The organism is Vannielia litorea (assembly GCF_900142295.1).
GTDB lineage: Bacteria > Pseudomonadota > Alphaproteobacteria > Rhodobacterales > Rhodobacteraceae > Vannielia > Vannielia litorea.
Window position 1 is genome coordinate 1,040,179 of record NZ_FSRL01000001.1, and the last position, 21,362, is coordinate 1,061,540.

The window sequence follows — 21,362 nt, forward strand, 5'->3', positions numbered from 1 at the left end:
GGTGGGATTCACCCACCCTACGGACTGCGGAGAGGGTAAGGCCCATGCTGCGCGGGCTCGACATTCGGGACATGCTGATCATCGACCGGCTGGAGCTGAGCTTCGCGCCGGGGCTGAACGTGCTGACCGGCGAGACCGGGGCGGGCAAGTCGATTCTGCTCGACGCCTTGGGGTTCGTGCTGGGCTGGCGCGGCCGGGCAGAGCTGGTGCGCGCGGGCGCGGAGCAGGGCGAGGTCACGGCGGAATTCGCGCTGGAGGCGGGCCATCCGGCGCAGGCCGTGCTGGAGGAAGCGGGCATTCCGGCCTCGGACGAGCTGATCCTGCGGCGCGTGAACACGGCGGACGGGCGCAAGACGGCCTGGGTCAATGACCGGCGGGTGAGCGGCGAGGTGCTGCGCGCGCTCAGCGATGTGCTGGTGGAGCTGCACGGGCAGCAGGATGACCGCGGCTTGCTGAACCCGCGCGGCCACAGGGAGCTGCTCGACGAGTTCGGCGGGATCGACACCGCGCCCGCGCGGGCGGCCTGGCGCGCCCGCCGGGTGGCCGCGGTGGCGCTGGAGGAGGCCCGCGCGGCCCAGGCGGCACTGGCGGCGGAAGAGGAGTTTCTGCGCCATGCGGCCGGCGAGCTGACCAAGCTCGACCCGCAGCCGGGCGAGGAGGCGGAGCTGGATGCGCGGCGGCGGCTGATGCAGGCCGCCAGCCGTATCCGCGAGGATATCCGGCGTGCCCATCAGGCGCTTGGCCCGGAGGGGGCGGAGGGGATGCTCTCGGACGCCTCGCGCTGGCTCGATGGCGCGGCGGAGGCCGCCGAGGGGCGGCTAGACGGCCCGCTGGAGGCGCTTTCGCGCGCGGTGGATGCGCTGGGGGAGGCGGAGCAGGGGGTGGCGGATGCGCTGGATGCGCTGAGCCATGACCCGCGCGAGCTGGAAGCTGCGGAGGAACGGCTCTTTGCCATCCGCGGCCTGGCGCGCAAGCACGGCGTGGCGCCCGACGAGCTGGCCGCGCTGGCCGCCGAGCTGAGCGCCAAGCTGGAGACGCTGGATGCGGGCGAGGGCGGGATCGCCACGCTGGAAAAGGCGGCGCGGGCGGCGGAGGCGGCCTATGAGGCGGCGGCGGACCGGCTGACGGAGGCGCGGGCCCGGGCGGCGGCCAAGCTCGACAGGGCGATGGGCGCGGAGCTGGCGCCGCTGAAGATGGAGCGCGCCGTTTTCACCACCCAGATCGAGCCGGGCGAGCCGGGGCCGGAGGGCGTGGACGCGGTGACCTTTACCGTGGCGACCAACCCCGGCGCACCGGCCGGGCCGCTGAATAAGATCGCCTCGGGCGGCGAGCTGAGCCGCTTTCTGCTGGCGCTGAAGGTCTGCCTGACGCGCCATGCGACCGGGCTGACCATGATCTTCGACGAGATCGACCGGGGCGTGGGCGGGGCGACCGCCGATGCGGTGGGCCGACGGCTCGCCGCCCTGGCCCGCGAGGGGCAGGTGCTGGTGGTGACCCACAGCCCGCAGGTGGCCGCGATGGCGGCCCATCACTGGCGGGTGGAGAAGCGGGTGGCGAAGGGGCAGACGCTCTCGACGGTCACGCCGCTCGACGCGCCCTCGCGGGTCGACGAGCTGGCGCGGATGCTGGCGGGCGAGACGGTGACCGAGGAGGCCCGCGCCGCGGCACGGGCGCTGCTGGCCGGCTGAGCGGCGTCAGCGGCGGCGGTAGTTGGCCAGCACGCGCTGGGTGCGCTCGCGCAGAAGGCGGGCATTGCCCACCGCGCTCATGTCGGCGCAGACGTAATCGGCGGCAGCCTTCGCGTCGATCGGGCTGATGCGGTAGTTCCGCTCGATGCTCTCGACGAACTGCCAGTTGGCGCCGTTGATGATCGAGACGTTCGGAAGCGGCCCGCGCTTGCAGGAAATCGTGATCTTCGCGCCCTGGGCCGCGGCCGGGGCGGCTGCGAGGGCGAGGGCGAGGGCGGCGGCGGGCAGGACAAGGCGTTTCATGGCAGGCTCCGGGGTTCTACAGTGGCACATCACAAGACAAGCGGCGTCAGCAGCGGCGCCGTTTGACTAAAATTAGCCAATAATTCTGCCAAAACTTTGTCGGAACCGGGACGCTCCTGCGCCGCCCCGGCTTGTGACGCCACGTCCTGGTGCGGCCGGACTTACCGGCGGCGGTAGTTGGCCAGTGCGGCGCGGGTGCGGCTGCGCAGCTTTGCGGGATCGCCCACGGCATCCATGTCGGCGCAGACGAACTCGGCGGCTGCGCGGGCCTCGGCGGGGGTGACCGCGTAGGTCTGCTCGATGCTTTGCACGAAGATCGGCGCCGGGCCGTTGATGAGGGCGACCTTGGGCAGGGGGCCGCGCTTGCAAGAGATCTTCACATCGGCGGAAGCGGCGGTGCCGCCGAAGGCGAGGGCGAGGGCGAGGACGGGAAGGATTGGACGGATCACGGAACACTCCTGGCGCCGGCAGCTGGCGCGTGAACGAAAGAAAGCGAAGCCGGGGTGGCTTCGCTTCATGTTCCGTAAACCATGATCGTGCCCGAATTTGGGCAGCGTGTCGGTTTGCCTGGCTAGCCCGAGGGCCCGTGCCGGCTTACTGGCGGCGCTGGTAGGGCGCGGTGGCCTCGTAGGTCAGGTCGACCAGGTAATCGAGATCGCCGACGGCGCCCATGTTGCCGCAGACCTGGCGGGCGACCCGGGTGGCCTCCTGCTCGGTCATCACGAAGTTCTCCATCAGGCTGGCGACGAAGTTGTCGTAGTGGCCGTTGATCATCGGGTTCGACGGAATCGGACCGCGGTTGCAATGGATGACCAGGCGCGCATCCGCCGATTGAGCCACGAAAAGCCCGCTCAACGCGAGGGCGACGGTTGCAGTGATTGCTTTGAGTTTCATTGGTTTACCACCCTAATTACATGTGCGGGTTATACCCGTTAACTCGGCGGTAATCCACTGAGTCGCTGCCTTTGTGGTTAATTGCACACAAATTTGACTTGCATCATCCGGAGTTGGCGCGCCGGACCACCTTGCCCGGATTGAGGATGTTCAGCGGGTCGAGGGCGGCCTTGAGGTCGGCCATGACGCCCCAGGCGGGCCCGTGCTCGGCCGCCATCATGTGCAGCTTGCCCATGCCCACGCCGTGCTCGCCGGTGATGGTGCCGCCGAAGGCCAGCGCGCGCTCGGCCATGGTATCGGCGATATGCTTGGCACGGGCCTTCTCCTGCGCGTCGTCGGGGTCGATCAGCAGGATGGCGTGAAAGTTGCCGTCGCCCACATGGCCCAGGATCGGGCCTTCGAGCCCGGCGGCGGCGATGTCCTGGGCGGTGATCTCCACCGCCTCGGCCAGCCGCGAGATCGGCACGCACATGTCGGTGACGATGGCCCTGGCGCCCTTGCGGCTGGCGAGAATGGCCCAGTAGGCGTGGTGGCGCATCTGCCATAGGGCGTTGCGGTCCTCGGCCTTCTCGGCCCAGCGGAAGGCTTGGCCGTTCATGTCGGAGACCAGTTCGCCGAAGAAGCGGGCATCGGCGGCGACCGAACTCTGCGAGCCGTGGAACTCCACCAGCAGATGCGGCATCACCGGGAAGTCGGCCCCGGCATAGGCGTTGACGGCGGCCACGGTCGGCCCGTCGACGAACTCGATCCGGGCCATTGGCAGCCCGGCCTGGATAGTGGCGATAACGCAATCCACCGCGTCGCCCATGGCCGGGAAGGCGCAGGTGGCGGCGGCCACGGCCTCGGGCTGGCCCTGGAGCTTGAGGGTCAGCTCGGTGATCAGGCCCAGCGTGCCCTCGGAGCCGATCAGGAGGCGGGTGAGGTCGTAGCCGTTGGAGGCCTTGCGCGCGCCCGAGCCGGTGCGGATCACCGCGCCGCTGGCCAGCACGACCTCGAGCGCCAGCACGTTCTCGGCCATGGTGCCGTAGCGCACGGCGGTGGTGCCGGAGGCGCGGGTGGCGGCCATGCCGCCCAGGGTGGCGTTGGCGCCGGGATCGACCGGGAAGAACAGGCCGGTGGCGCGCAGCTCGTGGTTCAGCGCCTCGCGGGTGACGCCGGGCTGGACCACGGCGACCATGTCCTCGGGGCGGATCTCCAGCACCCGATCCATGCGGGAGAAATCCACCGCGATGCCGCCCTGCACCGCAAGGCCGTGGCCTTCGAGCGAGGTGCCCGCGCCCCAGCCCACCACCGGGCAGCGGGCCGCGGCGCAGGTCTGCAGGATGGCGGCCACCTCCGCCGTGGTCTCGGGGTAGGCCACCGCCTCTGGCGGGGTGAGGGGGAAATGGGTCTCGCTCCGGCCATGCTGGTCGAGATCACTCTTGGACCGGCTCAGCCGATCGCCTAGAACGGCCATCAAGCCGGTCTGCGCCTCCTGGAAAGGCATCGTTCCTCCTCGCGTTTACCGGACGCCACCCTAGGCGATGCGGGACGTTCGGGGAAGTGCGGCGGGGATCTCGCTAGGGCAGGGCAGGGCGGCGCGTGGGCGAGAGCGAAGGGCAGGGCGAGAGCGCGGGACCGGGCCCGCTGCGGCAGCGCCTGTCGGAGCTGCGGGAGGGGGCGGAGACGCTGCTGCGCGTGCTGCGCCAGCGCGGCCCGAGCCAGGTGCAGTTCTGGTTCATCGCGCTGGCCCTCGGCGTGGCGGCGGGCTATGCCGCCTGCCTCTTCCGGCTCGGGATCGACCTGCTGCAGGGCGCGCTCTACGGCACCGATGACACCAGGATGATCCACTCCTTCGCCGCCGGGCTGCCCTGGTGGTGGGTGTTGTTGCTGCCGATCCTCGGCGGGCTGGCGGTGGGGCTGATCCTCGACCGCTTCGCCCCCGGCGCGCGGGTGCGTGCCGTGGCCGACGTGATCCACGGCGCGGCGCTGAACCGGGGGCGGGTGGAGCAACGCGCCGGCCTTGCCTCGGCGGTGGCCTCGCTCATCACGCTCTCGTCGGGGGGCTCGACCGGCCGCGAGGGGCCGGTGGTGCACCTTGCGGCCGTGATCTCCTCCTGGGTCAGCGAACGGATCAACGCCAATGGCGTCACCGGGCGCGACCTGATGGGCTGCGCCGTGGCCGCCGCCGTCTCGGCCTCGTTCAACGCGCCGATCGCGGGGGCGCTCTTTGCGCTGGAGGTGGTGCTGCGGCATTTCGCGGTGCATGCCTTTGCGCCCATCGTCATCGCCAGCGTCGCGGGCACGGTGGTGTCGCGCAGCTTTTTCGGCGATGTGGCGGAGTTCACCCTCGGCGGCGACGGGGTGCTGAGCTTCTATGTCGAGCTGCCCGCCTTCCTGCTGCTCGGGCTGACCTGCGGGCTGGTGGCGGTGGTGATGATGCGGGCGGTGTTCTGGGCCGACGGGCTGGGCGACAGCGTGATGGCCGCCACCCGGCTGCCACGCTGGCTGCGGCCGGCGATGGCCGGCGCGCTGCTGGGAGGCATGGCGATCTTCTACCCGCATATCATCGGGGTGGGCTATGAGACGACCTCGGCGGCCCTGACCGGCGAGCTGGTGTTCCGCGAGGCGGTGGTCTTCGTGATCCTCAAGGTGGCCGCGGTGGCGATCACCATGGCGGGACGGATGGGCGGCGGCATGTTCTCGCCCTCGCTGATGGTGGGCGCGCTCACCGGGCTTGCCTTCGGCGTGGTGGCCACCGGGATCTTTCCCGAGGTCTCGGGCACGCCCACGCTCTACGCGCTGGCGGGCATGGGCGCGCTGGCGGCGGCGGTGCTGGGCGCGCCGATCTCGACCACGCTCATCGTCTTCGAGCTGACCGGCGACTGGCAGACCGGGCTTGCGGTGATGGTCGCCGTCTCGCTCTCCACGGCAATCTCGTCACGGCTGGTGGATGGCAGCTTCTTTCTGACCCAGCTGGAGCGGCGGGGCATTCACATGGCGGCGGGGCCGCAGGCCTATCTGCTCTCGGTCCATTCGGCGGCGGCGGTGATGCGCGGGGTCGACAGCCCGAGGGCCGCCCCGCGCGAGACCTGCGAGGAGATGATGGCGGCGGGCATCGTCCTGGCCCCCGACACCACGCTCGAAACCGCGCTGCCGATGTTCGAGACCAGCGGCCACAGCTTCATCCCGGTGGTCGCGCCGGCGGGCGACGGCGGCGCGGGCGAGCTGATGGGGGCGCTGTTTCATCTCGATGCGCTCAGGGCCTACAACCGCGCGCTTGCGGAGACGGCGGCGGAAGAGCACAGCTGAGAGATTGCTCCCGAAGAGATTTCGGGCCTCCGGAAGGTGTGTTTTCAGGACCAATGAGACAGGGACTCACCCGCTTCTCATTGGTCCGGGAAACACTTCGCGGGCGTGTGGGGGTGTGAAACCCCCACCGCGAGACGGCCCGGCCGGGCGCCAGGTTCAGGCCAGGGCTCAGATCTGCTCGACCGTCACCTTCTCGGCGTAGAAGGCCATGTGGTCCTTGATCCGCTCCACGCCGGTCTTCGGGGCCTCGTAGGACCAGGCGGCATTCTGGATCGTGCCGGACTTGATCTCGATGTCGTAGTGCTGGGCCTCGCCCTTGTGGGGGCAGTGGGTGACCGTGTCGGACTTGTCGAGGAAGGCCATTGCGATGTCTTCGCGCGGGAAGTAGATGACGAAGGGCATGCTGCCCTCGGTGAGTTCCAGCGCGCGGCTGCTCTCGCCCAGCACGGCGCCGCCGGCGCGCACCACCCAGGTTCCGTCGGCTTCGCGTATCTTGATGTGATCGGCCATCCCTTGCCTCCCTTTATCGTTGGTTGAGGGGGTTATATAGCCCCCGAGGGTGACAGGTAAATGTCGCCCGAGATTCCCTTGCGTCTAGAGCGGAGCCGTGGCCTGGCGCAGCCAGTCGCGCACCTCGCCGCGGACCCTTGGGCCGACCCGCGCCCAGACTTCGGCATGGTAGCTGTCGAGCCAGTCGCGCTCGCCCGGCGATAGCATCCCGGGCAGGATCAGATGGCGGTCGATGGGCACCCAGGTGAGGGTTTCGAAGGAGAGCATCTCGCGGTCGTCCGCCCCGGCGAGGGCAGGCGCGGGCTCGACCACGACGAGGTTTTCGATGCGGATGCCCCAGGCGCCTTCGCGGTAGTAGCCCGGCTCGTTGGACAGGATCATGCCCGGCTCCAGCGGGATCTCGGAAATGCGCGAGAGCCGCGCCGGCCCCTCGTGGACCGAGAGGTAGGCGCCGACGCCGTGGCCGGTGCCGTGGTCGTAATCCTGCCCGGCGAGCCAGAGCGGGTAGCGGGCGACCGCCTCGAGGTCGCGGCCGGCGCGGCCCCGGGGCCAGCGCAGGCGCGACACCGCGATCATGCCCTGGAGAACGCGGGTGAAGGCCTCTGCCGCGCCTTCGGGGGGCGGGCCCACGGTGACGGTGCGGGTGATGTCGGTGGTGCCGTCGAGATACTGGCCGCCCGAGTCGACCAGCAGAAGCTCGCCCGGCGACACGCTTCGGTTGGTCTCGTGAGTGACGCGGTAGTGGACGATGGCGCCGTTCGGCCCGGCGCCGCTGATCGTGTCGAAGCTGATCTCGCGCAGCTCGTTGGCCTCGCGGCGGAAGCCCTCGAGCTTTTCGACCACCGAGATCTCGGTGAGGGTGCCGCCCTGGGCCGCGTCATCGAGCCAGGCGAGGAACCTGACCATCGCCACCGCGTCGCGCAGGTGAGCATCGCGCATGCCCTGCAGCTCGGCGGCGTTCTTCTGCGCCTTGGGCAGCAGGCAGGGGTCGGCGCCGTGGACGGCCTCGGCCTTGCCGGAGAGGAGGCTGGCCACGGCCTGCGAGGCGCTCTCGGGGTCGATCCGGACGCGGCCACCCAGCTCGGCCAGCGCGGCGGCGAAGCTCTCGCGCGGGAGCACGGTGACATCCGCGCCGAGATCGAGCCCGGCGGCCTGGGCCGGATTGCAGAAAAGATCAACCTTGCCAGAGGCTTCGAGCACGGCGTTGACGCGGGCGATGGGGTTGCGCGCGATGTCGGCGCCACGGATGTTGAGCAGCCAGCAGACGGAATCGGGCAGGGTGAGGACTGCCGCGCCGCAGCCCTCCGCGCGCAGTTCGGCCCCGAGGCGGGCGCGCTTGGCGGCGCTCTCCTCGCCGGCGAACTGGAGCGGATGGGCGACGATGGGTTCGGCGGGCTCGGCCGGGCGGTCGGGCCAGATGGCATCGACCGGGTTTTCCTCCACCGGCACCAGCGCGAGGCCGCGGGCGGCGAGGGCCTTCTCCAGCGCGGCGATCTCCTTGACGGTGTGCAGCCAGGGGTCGAAACCGATGCGCGCCCCCTCGGGCGCCTGGGCGATCAGCCAGTCGGCGAGGCCGGTCTCGGGCCAGGGGACCGGGGTGAAGGCGGCGAGATCGACCTGGGCCTTCACCTGCACCCGGTAGCGCCCGTCGATGAAGACGCCGGCCACCTCGGGCAGCACCGCGGCAAAGCCCGCCGAGCCGGTGAAGCCGGTGAGCCAGGACAGCCGCTCGTCGCAGGGGGCCACGTATTCGCCCTGGTGCCGGTCGGCGCGGGGGACGAGGAAGCCGGTGAGGCCCTGCTCCGCGAGCCGGGCGCGCAGGGCCGCGAGCCGGGGCGGGCCATCGGAGGGGCGGGTGGTGGCGTCGAAGGTCTGGAACATCGGACTTCCTGGCAAGGCGGGTCTTTGGCCCACCGGTCGGAAGGCGGGCAGATTGCCCACCCTGCGGGTCAACTGGCGCGTTTCATCCCCATCACCCGGGCCCGCGCACGCGGGTCGCTGTCGAAGAGCGAGGCGAGCTGCTCGGTCATGGCGCCGGCGAGTTGTTCGACGTCGGTGATGGTCACGGCGCGGTCGTAGTAGCGGGTCACGTCATGGCCGATGCCGATGGCGAGGAGCTCGACGATCTTGCGCTTCTCGATCATGGCAATCACGTCGCGCAGGTGCTTTTCGAGGTAGTTGGCCGGGTTCACCGAGAGGGTGGAATCATCGACCGGGGCGCCGTCGGAGATGACCATGAGGATCTTGCGGACCTCGCGGCGTCCGACCATGCGGCGGTGGGCCCATTCGAGGGCCTCGCCGTCGATGTTTTCTTTCAGCAGGCCCTCTTTCATCATCAGGCCGAGGTTGGCGCGGGCGCGGCGCCAGGGGGCATCGGCGCTCTTGTAGATGATGTGGCGCAGGTCGTTGAGGCGGCCGGGCACCTGGGGGCGGCCTTCGGCGAGCCATTTCTCGCGGGCCTGCCCGCCTTTCCAGGCGCGGGTGGTGAAGCCGAGGATCTCGACCTTCACCTGGCAGCGCTCCAGCGTGCGGGCCAGCACGTCGGCGCAGATCGCGGCGATGGAGATCGGGCGGCCGCGCATCGAGCCCGAGTTGTCGAGCAGGAGCGTGACCACGGTGTCGCGGAACTCGGTGTCCTTCTCGACCTTGAAGGAGAGCGGCGTGGTGGGGTTGGCGACGACGCGGGCCAGTCGCCCGGCGTCGAGGATGCCCTCTTCGCGGTCGAACTCCCAGCTCCGGTTCTGCTGGGCCTGCAAGCGGCGCTGGAGCTTGTTGGCCAGCCGCGACACGGCGCCCTTCAGCGGTTCGAGCTGCTGGTCGAGGTAGTCGCGCAGGCGCTCCAGCTCGGCGGGCTGGGCCAGCTCCTCTGCGGGGATCTCCTCGTCGAAGGTATTGTCATAGATGATATAATTCGGGTCGGCGTCGGAGGCAGGCGCGGGAGGCGGGGGCTCGAGCGGGGCCTCGCCCTCGGGCATCTCGGCCTCCTCGCCTTCCTCTGTCTCGGCCATGTCGTCCATGGAGACGGTGGCCTCGGAGGGGTCGTCGGACTGCTCCTGATCCTGCTCGGGGTTGGCGTCGGTCTCGTCTTCCTGGTCGCTGTCGTCCTCGCCGGTGCTGTCGGCCTCGTCCTGATCCTCCTCGGCCTCGTCGCCCTCGGCCTCGTCGTCTTCCATGTCGGGGTCGTCGCCGAGCTGGTCGCCGTAGCCGAGATCCTGGATCACCTGGCGGGCGAACCGGGCAAAGGCCTGCTGGTCGGCGAGCACGCCCTGCAGGTCGTCCAGGGTGCCGGCGGCGGAGCCCTCGAGGTGGTCGCGCCAGAGGTCGAGCACGTTCTGGGCGCCGGGGGGCAGGGTGCGGCCCGTGGCGAGGTTGCGCACGAGGTAGCCCGCGGCCTCGGCCAGCGGCGCCTCGGACATCTGCGTCAGGTTGCCGTAGCCGCGGCGGTCGGCCTCGGCGCCGATCCTGGCGTCGATGTTCTTGGCGGTGCCGGGCATGACGCGGGCGCCCACGGCCTCGCAGCGGGCGGTTTCCATCGCGGCGTAGATGTCGCGGGCGAGCTGGCCCTGGGGCGCGTAGCGGGCGGCCACCTTCTCGTCGTGATACTTGTGGCGCAGCGCCAGGGCGTCGGCTGTGCCGCGGGCCAGCAGCACCTCCTCGGCGGTCATCCGGCGCGAGACCTGGGGCAGGCGCAGCCCGTCGCCGGTTGTCCCGGGCGGGTCGACCGAATAGGTGACCGCGAGCTCGGGATCGTCGGCCATGACCTTGGTGGCCTCCGCGAGGGCCTTCTTGAAAGGGTCTGCCGGGTTGTCGGACGATTTAGCCATGGGATCGGTAAACCACCGCGACGAGGCGGGCGCAAGACCCGCGCGAAGCGGAGGTTTGGCCTGTGCGCAAACGCGCAGAACCACGGATTGAACGGGGCGTTGGGGTGCAAACATATATAGGCAAGAACAGAAACGGAGACCCCCATGACCACCCCCAAGATCGCCATCATCATCGGTTCCACCCGCGACGCCCGCTTCGGCGACAAGCCGGCCAAGTGGCTCTACGACCGCGCCGCCAAGCGCGACGACTTCGAGGTGGAGCTGGTGGACCTGAAGGACTTTGACCTGCCGCTCTTCAACGAGAAGGCCTCCAACGCCTGGATGCCCTCCGAAGACCCCAGGGCGGTGGCCTGGCAGAACAAGATCGGCGAGTTCGACGGCTACATCTTTGTCACCGCCGAATACAACCGCTCGATCACCGGCGCTCTCAAGAACGCGCTGGACCAAGCCTACAAGGAATGGAACCGCAAGCCGATGGGTGCCTTGGGCTACGGCGGCGTGGGTGCGGCCCGTGCGGTGGAACACCTGCGCAACATCGCGGTGGAACTCCAGATGGTGCCCGTCCGCAATGCCGTTCACATCGCGGCGGGCAGCTTCATGAAGGTGCACCCGATGGGCGAGAACGCCGAGATCAGCACCATCGAGGACGCCATCGGCGGCTCGGCAGATGCGCTCTTCGACGATATCGCCTGGTGGGCGAAGGCGACGAAGGCCGCGCGCGAGGCGTAAGATGCCTGTGTGGCGCGACAAGGCCTGTTGCCGGGCCGGACCGTCGGATTGAAGTGCGCGGGGCCCTCTGGGGCCCCGTTCTGCTTTGAGGCGCTTGGAAGGGCGGGATCGTGCGGCGCTAGTGCAAGCCCCATTTGTCGGGCAGGGCGAGGCCCACGGACTGGCAGAACTGCTCCTGCTCGTCCAGAAGCCGGGCTGCGGCGCTGATCTGGGCCGCGTCCTTCAGCATCACGCTGGCGCGGGTCCTGGCCGCCTGGGCGATGTAGTCGATGTCGCGGGCGAGCTCGGGGGCGAGCTCCCTGGCGGCGGCCAGAAAGCCGGCGGAGAGGTCGGCGGCCATCGGATCGCCGGGTCGCCGCTCGGCCACGGCCTGCCAGTAGCCGGCGCAATCCGCGGCGAGGTAGGGCAGGTCGTCATGGGCGGCGAGGTCGTGCGCCACGGCGGGTGTGGCGAGCAGGACAAGGAGGGCGGCGCGGCGGATCATGCGGGCATCAGGCCCGGAGAGGGCTCATCCCGTCAAGAGGGCGGCGCAATTGGCGATCTCGGTCTCGGCGCGGGTGGCGGCCCAGTGGGCATCTTGCGGATCATCGTTGAAGGTGGCGCGGGCGAGGAGCACCGCCTGGGCGTGCTTGGCCTCGATGCGGCGGGCCAGCACCTCGCGGCCCCGGCCCTCGGGCACGACGGCCTCGAGCAGCGCGATCATCGCGGCGCGGCGGCGGGTGGTCTGGTCGAGCTCGGGGTGGGGCAGGAGCCATTGATGCTCCATCAGGGCCGAGAAGCGGCCGGTGCAGGCGGCGAACTGCATCTCCAGCGGCTCGGCCTGCGCCGATGCGGTGACTGCTGCCAGAAGCCCTGCGAGGGCGATTGTTCTTTTTCTGCCCATGATATGACCATTGCGCCTTTGATTGCGCCTGTCAAACGGGCAGTTTGATAACGCGCGCGAGGCGCGCAGGGGCCTGCCCTTGGCGGGCAGTGTGCGGCAGAAGGGTTAATTCGGGGTAAGCCGCGCGTGAGTCAGGCGGCGTCGGTGCACTCGGAGAGGCGGGTGGGCAGGCTCTGGCCGGGGGGCAGCGCCTCGCCCGCGGTGGGGCCGAGGGTCTCAAGCCCGCGCAGCGCCTTGCGCATCAGGTCGAGGTCGGCCTCCAGCGCGGCCCGGCGGGAGCCTTCGGCGCCCCGGAGCGCGGCCTCGGTCAGCGAGATGCAGGCCGCAACCATCTGCTGCGGGGTCGGCGCCTGGGCCCAGGCGGGCGCGGCGCTCAGCAGAAGGGCGAGGACGGCAGCCCTCATACCGCCATCGACACGGCGCTCTCCGGCAGTTCCTCGTCGAAGCAGCGCTGGTAGAACTCGGCCACGGTCTGGCGTTCGAGCTCGTCGCACTTGTTGAGGAAGGTCAGCCGGAAGGCATAGCCGATGTTGCGGAAGATCTCGGCGTTCTGCGCCCAGTTGATGACCGTGCGGGGCGACATGACGGTGGAGAGATCGCCGTTCATGAAGGCGGTGCGAGTGAGGTCGGCCACGGTGACCATCTGGGAGATCTGCTTGCGGCCCTTCTCGGTGTTGTAATGCGGCGACTTCGACAGCACGATCGCGGTTTCGGCGTCGTGGCTGAGGTAGTTCAGGGTGGCCACGAGGTTCCAGCGGTCCATCTGCGCCTGGTTGATCTGCTGGGTGCCGTGGTAGAGGCCGGTGGTGTCGCCCAGGCCCACGGTGTTGGAGGTGGCGAAGAGGCGGAAGCTCTTGTGCGGCGTGATGATCTCGTTCTGGTCGAGCAGGGTGAGCTTGCCGTCATGCTCCAGCACGCGCTGGATGACGAACATCACATCGGCCCGGCCGGCATCGTATTCGTCGAAGACGATCGCAACCGGGTTGCGCAGCGCCCAGGGCAGGATGCCCTCGTGGAACTCGGTCACCTGCTTGCCGTCGCGCAGCTTGATGGCATCCTTGCCGATCAGGTCGATCCGGGAGATGTGGCTGTCGAGGTTGACGCGCACGCAGGGCCAGCTGAGCCGAGCGGCGACCTGCTCGATATGGGTCGACTTGCCGGTGCCGTGGTAGCCCTGGATCATGACGCGGCGATTGTGGGAGAACCCGGCGAGGATGGCGAGCGTGGTGTCGGGGTCGAACTTGTAGGTGCTGTCGATCTCGGGCACCCGGTCGGTTGCCTCGGCAAAGCCCTTCACCACCATGTCGCTGTCGATCCCGAAGGCCTCGCGGACCGAAATCTCCTCGGTGGGTTTCATCACTTGCTCGCTCATCGCCGTCTGCCTTCGCCGCTTGCGCCGGACCCCTCGGGATGGAGCCGGGGGCAGGGCGCGTGATCCATCAGTGGGGTGGTGCAACATATCGCGGGCAGGTGCAAGAGCGGGAGGGCGCGGCGCGGGACCGGCGAAAAAGCACCGTTAACGGTGTGTTGGCAAAACCGACCCGTGACAGGGGTTTGGCTTGCGGTTACGCTGGGCGGTGTTTGCTGCCACAGGTCAGAACATAAAATGCCTTTTTCAGGAGTTGTTTCCCGGTCGACGGTCTTGGTGTGCCTGATTGCAATGGCCATCACGCTCACGTCGATGCGGCCCGCGAGGGCCGAGTTCACGCTGATCGACAGTCTCGGCGCCTGGTTGTTCTATACCCAGCGCGGTGTTGGCTCGAGCTATGCGGCCTGCCAGGTGGTGAGCTGCGTGGATGGCACCTGCGGCACGGGCCGGGGTGGGCGCAGCCAGTTCTCGCTCTATGACGCGCGCGACGGGCGCGGGATCTTTCCGGAGTTCATCGCCCCGCGCCGGGTGCCGCCGGGCGGCGTGGCGCGGCTCGACGTCGGCGGGCGCGAGTTCTTGATGAAGAACCTGTTTCCCTCGCCGCAGTTCTACCTCCAGATCGAGAAGGTCGAGGAGGCCAAGGCGGTGCTCGACTACCTGGTTGCGCTGGAGAAGGCCGACCCCAACGGCAAGTTCACCGTGATCGACCCCTTCGGCACGCGCTACGAGTTCACCGCGCGCGGCGTGACGGGCAGCCTTGACCGGATGATCCGGCGCTGCACGCCCAAGGGGTGAGGCCCGCGCGGGGCCGCACCCGGCCTCACTTGAAGCTGCGGCTGACCTTGATCTGATCCCAGGCCCAGACCACCTCGGCGAGCTGCTCTTCCTGGCTGCGGTCCCCGCCGTTCATGTCGGGGTGGAGCACCTTGATCAGGGCCTTGTAGCTCCGGCGAATCTCGGCCTTGGACATGTTGTCCTTGGCTTCGAGGATCTCCAGCGCGCGGCGCTCGGTGGGCGGCAGGCGGCGGGTGCCGGTAGCGGCCTTGCCGGGGTTCTGGGTGGCGTTCTCGCCCAGCACCTGGTGCGGGTCGTCCACGCCGAGCCGGGCCCAGGCCTTCTCTTCGGCGGAGCGGCGGAAGGGCTTGGTGTCGCGGTTCCAGACCCTGTCGCTGTCGATCTGGGCCTCCATCTCCTCTTCGGTCGCGCCGTTGAAGAAATTCCACTTGAGATTGTACTCGCGCACGTGGTCGCGGCAGAACCAGTAGTAGTCGTCCAGCGTGTCGGGGTTCTTGGGCGCGCGATACTGGCCGGGCTGGTCGCAGCCGGGATGCTCGCAGACGCGCTGCGAGGTTTCGAAGGCGCCCGACATGCCACGACGGCCGCGCTGGCGCTTCTTCTTGTCCGATGAAACGGACATATCGAAACCAAACGGATCGTTCTTGTTCATGCCTGCTGCCCCACGTGTTTGGCATTGCCTCTCGACTCGGACCATGAAGTTTAGTCTTTTCGCGCCGAGTGAGAAGGGGGCTGCGCAAAAAATGACGCTTGCATTGGAGATTGAGACCCGTTTGCGGGAGGCCTTTGCGCCTGTGAGCCTTGAGGTGCTGGACGAGAGCGAGCAGCACCGCGGGCACGGCGGATATTCGCCGGACGGGTCACATTTCAGGGTGCGAATGGTGGCGGCGGCGCTGGAGGGCAAGAGCCGGGTGGCCAAGCACCGGGCGGTGAACGCGGCGGTGGCGGACCTGTTTCCGAGGATCCACGCGCTGGCGATCGAGGTGTGAGGCGCGGGCGGGCGGCCCTGCCAACGTGGCGCCGCCTTGAAACAGGAAACCGGCCCTCGAGGGGCGAGCCTGATCTGCGTGGCCTGCGGGGGCCCTACTCGGCGGCCACATCCGCCTTGCGTGCGGGCTTTTCGCCCGGGGTGGCCGGGCCGAGGGCCGGGGCCTTGCCCTCCCGCGCACGGGCGGAGAGGGCGGCGGCCACGTCGCGGGCCGCGGCGACGGCATCGCGCTTCTCGGCGGGACGCTCGGGGATGGCGACGGCGGCGGGCTTGCTCTCGGGGGCCGGCTCGGGGCGGGGCGCGGCCAGCAGGGCGGTGACCTCGGTGTCGGTCACGGCCTCCTCGGCCAGCTCGCGGCGGAACACCAGCATGTGCTGGAAGGTGGTCTGGCGCCCGGTGAGGCCGACCCGCTCCTGGCAGGGCAGGGTATCGGTGCGCTGATATTCCCAGCCGGCGGCGCCCATCTCGTTCATCAGCTCTTCGAGCGCAAAGGCAAAGCGGCCCGCGGTGCTCTTGGCACCCTTGGCCTTCTTGCCGCGCTCAGGCGCCGGCACCACACGATATTCGTAACGCGGCATTTCTGCCCCCCGGTTTGCAGACATGTTCAAGCAGCGAGCACCACCCTAGCGCGGGTGATGCGGTGAGTCCAAAGGCCGCCGCGAAAGCCCAGTCAATTCAACGGGGCTGTGGCGGTTTTGCCCGAGCCCGGACGGCTCAGAGCCCGAGCTTGGCGGCGACCAGATCGTTCACCGCCTTGGGGTTGGCCTTGCCGCCGGTGGCCTTCATCACCTGGCCGACGAACCAGCCCGCCAGCTTGGGATTGGCCTTGGCCTTTTCGACCTGGTCGGGGTTGGCCGCGATCACCTCGTCCACGGCGGCCTCGATGGCGCCGGTGTCGGTGACCTGTTTCATGCCCTCGGTCTCGACGATCTCCTGGGGCGCTCGGCCGGTGGTGTAGCAGATCTCGAAGACATCCTTGGCGATCTTGCCGGAGATGGCGTCGGACTTGATGAGGTCGATGATCTGGCCGATCTGGGCGGGGGAGACGGGGCTCTCGGCGAGCTCCTTCTCATCCTTCTTCAGCCGGCCGTAGAGCTCGTTGATGATCCAGTTGGCGGCCAGCTTGCCGTCGCGGCCCGCGGCGGCCTCCTCGAAGAAATCGGCGGCCTCCACCTCGGCGGTCAGCACGCTCGCGTCGTAGTCGCTGAGGCCGAAATCACCCATGAAGCGGGCCTTCTTGGCGTCGGGCAGCTCGGGCAGGGAGGCCGCGATGTCATCGACCCAGCCCTGCTCGATCTCGAGCGGCAGCAGGTCGGGGTCGGGGAAATAGCGGTAGTCGTGGGCCTCTTCCTTGGAGCGCATCGAGCGGGTCTCGCCCTTGTCGGGGTCGTAGAGCCGGGTCTCCTGGTCGATCTTGCCGCCGTCCTCGAGAATGGCGATCTGGCGCCGGGCCTCGTGGTCGATGGCCTGCTGGATGAAGCGCATGGAGTTCATGTTCTTGATCTCGCAGCGGGTGCCGAGGTGCGAGAAATCCTGCGTTTCCTGATATTTCTCGTATTGACCGGGGCGGCAGACGCTCACGTTCACATCCGCCCGCAGGTTGCCGTTCTGCATGTTGCCGTCGCAGGTGCCGAGGTAGCGCAGGATCTGGCGCAGCTTGGCGATATAGGCGGCCGCCTCCTCGGGGCCGCGGATGTCGGGGCGCGAGACGATCTCCATAAGCGCCACGCCGGTGCGGTTGAGGTCGACGAAGGACATGTGCGGGTCCATGTCGTGAATCGACTTGCCGGCGTCCTGCTCGAGATGGATGCGCTCGATGCGCACGCGGCGGGCCACGCCCTCGCCCATCTCGACGATCACCTCGCCCTCGCCCACGATGGGGTGGTAGAGCTGGCTGATCTGGTAGCCCTGCGGCAGGTCGGGGTAGAAGTAGTTCTTGCGATCGAAGGCGGAGTTGAGGTTGATCTGCGCCTTCAGGCCGAGGCCGGTTTTCACCGCCAGCGCCACGCAGCCTTCGTTGATGACGGGCAGCATGCCGGGCATGCCGGCATCCACGAAGGCGACGTTGGCATTGGGCTCGGCGCCGAAGCGGGTGGAGGCCCCGGAGAAGAGCTTGGCGCTGGAGCTGACCTGCGCGTGCACCTCCATCCCGATCACAAGCTCCCAGTCGCCGGTGGCGCCGGAGATCACCTTGGGCTTGGGGGAGGTGGTGGAGAGGTCGAGCATGGCGGTCCCTTGAAGCTGTTTGAGGCCCTTCTAGGCCCTTGGGCGGAAGGGGGCAAGGCAGGGGATGCGGGGCAGATTGGCGAGCTCTCGCAAGGGAATGGTGCGCAGACCCGCGGATTGTTGCCGGACCGGCACCAATCGGCCGGGATACGACTTCAGGACCACTTGCTAAACCTTTGCAAATCCGCACAGTTTGCCGCTCATGGGGGGTATTCTGCCGATATCTGCGGCCCTGGTCGCATTGCTGCTGCTGACGGAGCAGGCCTCGGCGGAGGTCTCCGCGCTGCGTCCGGTGGCGCGGATCACGGCGATGGGCGGCGAGCTGCCGCCGGGGCTGACGCCCGCCGAGCCGCAGGTCACGCGGCTGCGCCCCAAGGCGCGGCCGGTGACGCTTCCGCGCACCCGCTGGGAGAACGTGCCGGGCAGCACGATCTGGACCCGGGCCGCGATCTCGGCGCTCAAGGCCCATGGCCGCCCGCTGCTGGAGTTCGTGCCCCGCGACATCGCGCAATTCTGCCCGAGCTATGCCAGCCAGCCACTTGAAAAACGGGCGGAATTCTGGGTGGGCTTCCTCTCGGCGCTGGCCAAGCACGAGAGCACCTATCGCCCGCGTGCGGTGGGCGGCGGTGGGCGCTGGCACGGGCTCTTGCAGATCACCCCCTCGACGGCGCGGCTTTACGGCTGCCGGGCCGGAACGGCGGCGGCGCTGCTGCACGGGCCGACGAACCTGAGCTGCGCCGTGCGGATCATGTCGAAGACGGTGCGCCGCGACGGGGTGGTGGGCGCCAACGGGCGCGGCGGCGTGGCAGCGGACTGGGGGCCGATGGTTTACCGTGCCAAGCGCGCCGACATTGCCGCCTACACCCGCGTGCAGAGCTACTGCCGGCCACTCTCGAGCGTGCGGCCCAAGGCGCGGCCGACGCGCGGCTAGCCGAGAATCCGGCCCACCATCTCTCCGGTGTTCTCCGACAGGCCCTCGAGCGCGGCGATGCGCTCGAGCTGCTCGCGCATCATCGCCTGCCGGTCGGCATCGTAGCGCGCCCAGGTCTCGAAGGCGGTGGACATGCGGGCGGTGGTTTGCGGGTTCACCGGATCGAGCTTGATGAGCCAGTCGGCGTAGAGCCGGTAGGCCGCGCCATCGGCGCGGTGAAACCCCGCCGGGTTGGCCTGCATCCCGCCCAGCACGGAGCGGAAGCGGTTGGGGTTCTTCCAGTCGAAATCGGGGTGCGCGGTGAGGGCGGCGGCGGTTTCGGCCATGATTTCGTGCCGGGCGTGCACGACCTGGAGCATGAACCACTTGTCCATCACCAGCCGGTCGTGGCGCCACTTGTCGTAGAAGGCCTGCACCGCCTCGGCGCCCTGGTCGTGGCGCACGAGGGTGGCGAGGGCGGCCATCTCCTCGGTCATGTTGTCGGCGGCGGCGAAGAGGGCCTGGGCCCGCGCGCAGCCGTCGCGGCGGGAGAGCAGCGCAAGGCAGGCGCTGCGGAGCGCGCGTTTGCCGGCGGCCTCCGCGTCGGGCGAGTAGGGCGCGGGCGTTTCCATCTCGTCGTAGAGGCGGGCGAGGGTGGGCTCCATCTCGGCGGCCATCGCGTCGAGCAGCCGTTCCCGCGCGGCGTGGATCGCCGCGGGATCAGGGACGTGGCCGCTGTCGAAGAGCGTTTGCGCGAGGTCGTCCTCCGACGGCAGGCCCAGCATGAGGGCGCGGTAGGCGGGCTCGAGGCTGGCGTCGGCGACGAGGCGGTGCAGGCCGGTGAGCAGGTCGGGCGCGGGGGCCGCGCCTTCGGTGATCATCCGGGTGAGCACCTCCTTGCCCAGCACGCGGCCTGCCTCCCAGCGGTTGAAGGGGTCGGTGTCATGCGCGAGGAGGAAGGCGCGGGTGGCGTTGTCGAGCGGGCGGTCGAGCACCACGGGGGCCGAGAAGCCGCGCAGGACAGAGGCGACGGGTCTTGCGGAAAGCCCCGTGAATTCAAAGCTCTGCTCTGCCTCGCTCATCTCCAGAACGGTGGTGGGCAGCACCTCGTCGCCGTTGGGGCCGATGAGGCCCACGGCGATGGGGATGACCTGCGGCAGCTTGGTGGGCTGGCCGGGGGTTGGCCGGGTTTCCTGTTTGAAATCAAGGGTGAGGGTGCCGTCGTTGAATCGCTCCGTCAGGCTGAGGCGCGGGGTGCCGGCCTGGGAGTACCAGCGCGAGAACTGGGTGAGGTCGCGGCCCGTGGCATCCTCGAAGACCTTGAGCCAGTCCTCGATGGTGGCGGCGTCGCCGTCGTGCCGGTCGAAGTAGAGGTCGAGCGCCTTGCTGTATCCGTCGTCGCCCACGAGATGCTTGAGCATGTGGATGACCTCGGCGCCCTTCTCGTAGACGGTGGCGGTGTAGAAGTTGTTGATCTCGATGTATTCCTCGGGGCGGACGGGGTGGGCGAGCGGGCCCTGGTCCTCGCGGAACTGGCGGGCGCGGAGCTGCATGACCTCGGTGATCCGCTTGACCGCCGCGCCGCGCATGTCGGAACTGAACTGCTGGTCGCGGAACACCGTCAGCCCCTCCTTGAGGCAGAGCTGGAACCAGTCGCGGCAGGTGATGCGGTTGCCGGTCCAGTTGTGGAAGTACTCGTGGGCGATGATGCCTTCGATCAGGTCGTAGTCGCTGTCGGTCGCGGTGTCGGGCGAGGCCAGGACGTACTTGGAGTTGAAGATGTTGAGGCCCTTGTTCTCCATCGCGCCCATGTTGAAGTCGTCGACGGCGACGATGTTGAACACGTCGAGGTCATACTCGCGGCCATAGGTCTCCTCGTCCCATTTCATCGAGCGGATCAGGGCATCCATCGCGTATTCGGCGCGGGGCTCGTCGCCGGGGCGGACCCAGATGTTGAGGTCGACATGGCGGCCCGACAGGGTGGTGAAATCGCTGGAGAAGGCCCGCAGGTCGCCCGCGACGAGGGCGAAGAGGTAGGCGGGCTTGGGCCAGGGGTCGTCCCAGGTGCCATCGCCCAGCGGGTTGCCGTTGGAGAGCTTGACCGGCATGTCGCTGTCGATGTGGACCCGGAAGGGGGCCATCACGTCGGGCCGGTCGGGGTAGTAGGTGATCTTGCGGAAGCCCTCGGCCTCGCATTGGGTGCAATACATGCCGCCCGACGTGTAGAGCCCGTCGAGCGAGGTGTTGGTGGTGGGGTCGATCTGCACTTCGGCCTCCCAGGTAAAGGGGCCGGAGGGCACCGGGCAGGTGAGGCCCTTGGGCGTTGTCTCGGGCTGCACATCGGCGCCGTCGATCCGGGCCCATTGCAGCGCGAGCGCCTTGCCGTGCAGGAAGATCTCGCGGGCGGGCTCGGCCGCCGGGTTGGGCGCGAAGCGGATGCGCGAGCGCACGCGGGTCTCGGCCCCCGCGAGGGTGAACCACAGCTCGACATGTTCGACCACGAAGGGGAAGGGCGTGTACTCGGCAAGGCGGACGGGGCGAACGGGCTGGGGGGCGGCGTCTTTCATGGGGCTCCTCGGGGGCGCGTTGGAGAATTGAACCAAATGGCTTGCCGGACGTTATGCCCCTGAAGCGGGCTCAGCAACCGGTCAAACCCGAGCTCCAGGGTGCCTCCAAGGAGGCACCAGTTTCGCAACCAGAGAGGAGATGCCATGTCGGCCCCCGACACCAACATCGAGAAACAGACCAAGAGACATTCCGGCCCGCTGTTGGGCATTGCCCTTGCGGTGGGCGTGGGTGTGCTGGCGATTGCCGCCTGGCTCCTCTGGGCTGCCGACGAAGGCAACACGCCGCGCGATGCGACGCCCGAGGGTGGCGTGATCGCCCCCGCGGGGGACTGACACCCCGCCCGCGGCGCCCCCTGTTCGAATCCGGCCCGGGCCAGATTGCGAC

At 69.1% G+C, this 21,362-nt stretch carries 22 protein-coding genes; 7 read left to right on the forward strand and 15 right to left on the reverse strand.

Features of this window, described 5'->3' with window-relative positions:
* The first annotated feature begins 44 nt into the window (after positions 1-44).
* On the forward strand, positions 45-1,688 hold the full coding sequence (recN, locus tag BUR94_RS05240) for a DNA repair protein RecN (protein ID WP_074255177.1): 1,644 nt from the start codon (positions 45-47) through the stop codon (positions 1,686-1,688).
* 6 nt (positions 1,689-1,694) lie between these two features.
* On the opposite strand, the gene BUR94_RS05245 is transcribed toward recN, so the two are convergent.
* From BUR94_RS05245 to BUR94_RS05260, 4 genes are all read right to left on the reverse strand, one after another.
* A complete protein-coding gene (locus BUR94_RS05245) occupies positions 1,695-1,991 on the reverse strand; it encodes a hypothetical protein (RefSeq protein WP_074255178.1) in 297 nt (98 codons plus the stop codon).
* A 161-nt stretch (positions 1,992-2,152) separates the two neighbouring features.
* Positions 2,153-2,440 carry a hypothetical protein gene (locus tag BUR94_RS05250; protein ID WP_074255179.1) on the reverse strand — a complete coding sequence of 96 codons (288 nt, stop codon included), beginning with the start codon at positions 2,438-2,440 and terminating at the stop codon, positions 2,153-2,155.
* Between the two features lie 145 nt (positions 2,441-2,585).
* A complete protein-coding gene (locus BUR94_RS05255) occupies positions 2,586-2,885 on the reverse strand; it encodes a hypothetical protein (protein WP_139301223.1) in 300 nt (99 codons plus the stop codon).
* Between the two features lie 103 nt (positions 2,886-2,988).
* Positions 2,989-4,371, reverse strand: a complete 1,383-nt coding sequence (locus BUR94_RS05260; protein ID WP_074255181.1) for an FAD-binding oxidoreductase — start codon at positions 4,369-4,371, stop codon at positions 2,989-2,991.
* 152 nt (positions 4,372-4,523) lie between these two features.
* On the opposite strand from BUR94_RS05260, the gene BUR94_RS05265 reads away from it, so the two are divergent.
* The gene (locus BUR94_RS05265) at positions 4,524-6,176 is read left to right on the forward strand and encodes a chloride channel protein (RefSeq protein WP_425445244.1); all 1,653 of its coding nucleotides are present in this window, start codon (positions 4,524-4,526) and stop codon (positions 6,174-6,176) included.
* Positions 6,177-6,344: 168 nt separating this feature from the next.
* Here BUR94_RS05265 and BUR94_RS05270 read toward each other — a convergent pair whose 3' ends face one another.
* From BUR94_RS05270 to cobT, 3 genes are all read right to left on the reverse strand, one after another.
* A complete protein-coding gene (locus tag BUR94_RS05270) occupies positions 6,345-6,686 on the reverse strand; it encodes a DUF427 domain-containing protein (protein ID WP_074255182.1) in 342 nt (113 codons plus the stop codon).
* 84 nt (positions 6,687-6,770) lie between these two features.
* A complete protein-coding gene (locus BUR94_RS05275) occupies positions 6,771-8,567 on the reverse strand; it encodes an aminopeptidase P family protein (protein WP_074255183.1) in 1,797 nt (598 codons plus the stop codon).
* A gap of 68 nt (positions 8,568-8,635) precedes the next feature.
* Positions 8,636-10,510, reverse strand: coding sequence for a cobaltochelatase subunit CobT (gene cobT / locus BUR94_RS05280; RefSeq protein ID WP_074255184.1), 1,875 nt, complete (start codon positions 10,508-10,510; stop codon positions 8,636-8,638).
* 144 nt (positions 10,511-10,654) lie between these two features.
* On the opposite strand from cobT, the gene BUR94_RS05285 reads away from it, so the two are divergent.
* Positions 10,655-11,239, forward strand: a complete 585-nt coding sequence (locus BUR94_RS05285; protein ID WP_074255185.1) for an NADPH-dependent FMN reductase — start codon at positions 10,655-10,657, stop codon at positions 11,237-11,239.
* 118 nt (positions 11,240-11,357) lie between these two features.
* Here BUR94_RS05285 and BUR94_RS05290 read toward each other — a convergent pair whose 3' ends face one another.
* The 4 genes from BUR94_RS05290 to cobS form a co-directional block, all read right to left on the reverse strand.
* Positions 11,358-11,723 carry a hypothetical protein gene (locus BUR94_RS05290; protein WP_074255186.1) on the reverse strand — a complete coding sequence of 122 codons (366 nt, stop codon included), beginning with the start codon at positions 11,721-11,723 and terminating at the stop codon, positions 11,358-11,360.
* A gap of 24 nt (positions 11,724-11,747) precedes the next feature.
* Positions 11,748-12,122, reverse strand: a complete 375-nt coding sequence (locus BUR94_RS05295; protein WP_074255187.1) for a hypothetical protein — start codon at positions 12,120-12,122, stop codon at positions 11,748-11,750.
* Between the two features lie 131 nt (positions 12,123-12,253).
* Positions 12,254-12,526, reverse strand: coding sequence for a hypothetical protein (locus BUR94_RS05300; RefSeq protein WP_074255188.1), 273 nt, complete (start codon positions 12,524-12,526; stop codon positions 12,254-12,256).
* A complete protein-coding gene (cobS, locus tag BUR94_RS05305; protein ID WP_074255189.1) occupies positions 12,523-13,494 on the reverse strand; it encodes a cobaltochelatase subunit CobS in 972 nt (323 codons plus the stop codon). Before cobS ends, BUR94_RS05300 begins: the two co-directional genes overlap by 4 nt.
* Positions 13,495-13,782: 288 nt before the next feature.
* Between cobS and BUR94_RS05310 the strand changes: the two genes are divergently transcribed.
* Positions 13,783-14,286: a hypothetical protein gene (locus tag BUR94_RS05310; RefSeq protein ID WP_074255190.1), complete on the forward strand. Its 504-nt coding sequence runs from the start codon at positions 13,783-13,785 to the stop codon at positions 14,284-14,286.
* A gap of 25 nt (positions 14,287-14,311) precedes the next feature.
* On the opposite strand, the gene BUR94_RS05315 is transcribed toward BUR94_RS05310, so the two are convergent.
* On the reverse strand, positions 14,312-14,938 hold the full coding sequence (locus tag BUR94_RS05315; protein WP_074255191.1) for a J domain-containing protein: 627 nt from the start codon (positions 14,936-14,938) through the stop codon (positions 14,312-14,314).
* A gap of 91 nt (positions 14,939-15,029) precedes the next feature.
* Between BUR94_RS05315 and BUR94_RS05320 the strand changes: the two genes are divergently transcribed.
* The gene (locus BUR94_RS05320) at positions 15,030-15,275 is read left to right on the forward strand and encodes a BolA family protein (protein ID WP_074255192.1); all 246 of its coding nucleotides are present in this window, start codon (positions 15,030-15,032) and stop codon (positions 15,273-15,275) included.
* Positions 15,276-15,369: 94 nt separating this feature from the next.
* On the opposite strand, the gene BUR94_RS05325 is transcribed toward BUR94_RS05320, so the two are convergent.
* Both BUR94_RS05325 and gatB read right to left on the reverse strand, forming a co-directional pair.
* Entirely contained in the window at positions 15,370-15,852 is a 483-nt protein-coding gene (locus BUR94_RS05325) for a DUF4177 domain-containing protein (RefSeq protein WP_074255193.1), read from the reverse strand.
* A gap of 136 nt (positions 15,853-15,988) precedes the next feature.
* Positions 15,989-17,500 (reverse strand): Asp-tRNA(Asn)/Glu-tRNA(Gln) amidotransferase subunit GatB, encoded by a 1,512-nt coding sequence (gene gatB, locus BUR94_RS05330; protein ID WP_074255194.1) that lies wholly within the window; start codon positions 17,498-17,500, stop codon positions 15,989-15,991.
* A 202-nt stretch (positions 17,501-17,702) separates the two neighbouring features.
* Here gatB and BUR94_RS05335 point away from each other — a divergent pair, with 202 nt between their 5' ends.
* Positions 17,703-18,431: a lytic transglycosylase domain-containing protein gene (locus BUR94_RS05335; RefSeq protein WP_074255195.1), complete on the forward strand. Its 729-nt coding sequence runs from the start codon at positions 17,703-17,705 to the stop codon at positions 18,429-18,431.
* On the opposite strand, the gene pepN is transcribed toward BUR94_RS05335, so the two are convergent.
* Positions 18,428-20,977: an aminopeptidase N gene (gene pepN / locus BUR94_RS05340; protein ID WP_074255196.1), complete on the reverse strand. Its 2,550-nt coding sequence runs from the start codon at positions 20,975-20,977 to the stop codon at positions 18,428-18,430. The two genes, BUR94_RS05335 and pepN, sit on opposite strands and share 4 nt — an antisense overlap.
* Before the next feature lie 144 nt (positions 20,978-21,121).
* Between pepN and BUR94_RS05345 the strand changes: the two genes are divergently transcribed.
* The gene (locus tag BUR94_RS05345; RefSeq protein ID WP_074255197.1) at positions 21,122-21,310 is read left to right on the forward strand and encodes a hypothetical protein; all 189 of its coding nucleotides are present in this window, start codon (positions 21,122-21,124) and stop codon (positions 21,308-21,310) included.
* Positions 21,311-21,362: the final 52 nt, after the last annotated feature.